The sequence below is a fragment of the Vibrio sp. 03_296 genome (assembly GCF_002265885.1).
In genome coordinates this window covers 1-583 of sequence record NZ_NPKW01001273.1, presented here as the reverse complement: position 1 = coordinate 583, position 583 = coordinate 1, and the positions used below count along the sequence as shown (strand labels likewise).

General features: G+C 42.7%; 1 protein-coding gene. It reads left to right on the top strand.

Features of this window, described 5'->3' with window-relative positions; genetic code table 11:
* Positions 1–253 precede the first annotated feature (253 nt).
* Complete coding sequence (locus tag CIK04_RS31510; RefSeq protein WP_097353765.1) at positions 254–406, top strand: DUF3265 domain-containing protein; 153 nt, start codon at positions 254–256, stop codon at positions 404–406.
* Positions 407–583: the final 177 nt, after the last annotated feature.

The following is a 583-nucleotide window of genomic DNA, read 5'->3' as shown; positions in this document are numbered from 1 at the left end:
TTGCTTTGCCAGTATCCACACCGACATTAATATTTTGAAGTGTGTTTGTATTCATAATAAGCTAACTCTTGCTTGCGTAATGCGGGTTCGAGACCCAGTCGAGTATTCGAGTTTGGTGCTTGGAGTTCTATGTCGCGTTCATGTTTGTTATCGGTCTCTCGATAGAGGAGCCAGCGTTCAATCGAACTACAACATAGAAAGCTTTAGTTGCGGCTAAAGCCTGGGTCTCACATTACCCGAAACAGGTCGATTAATGGGGATAATTTCCCATACAAAGCGTTTAAGAGGGATTCATGCCGCGTGGCATTTTTGGTATGCGGTGATTTTTGGTGGTGAAAGTGGTGTGCGGAAACTTGGTTTATGCGGCACTCACCCCTTAACGCAGCGTTATGTCTCTATGAGGTAAAATGAGCATCTCAAAAATCAAGAATTCATATAAATACTTGGGATGAGTTTAGATCTCATGTTGATAATAAGCACTATCGGAAATGGATCTATCGAGGTCAAACAGATAGCTCGTGGCAGTTAGAAAGTTCACTTTATCGCTCTATAATGATGCGAAGGTTACCCGCAATTTAGGCGG

Coding starts and splice junctions, on each gene's coding strand:
- CIK04_RS31510 (WP_097353765.1), top strand. CDS start 254: ATGGGGATAATTTCCCATACAAAGCGTTTAAGAGGGATTCATGCCGCG.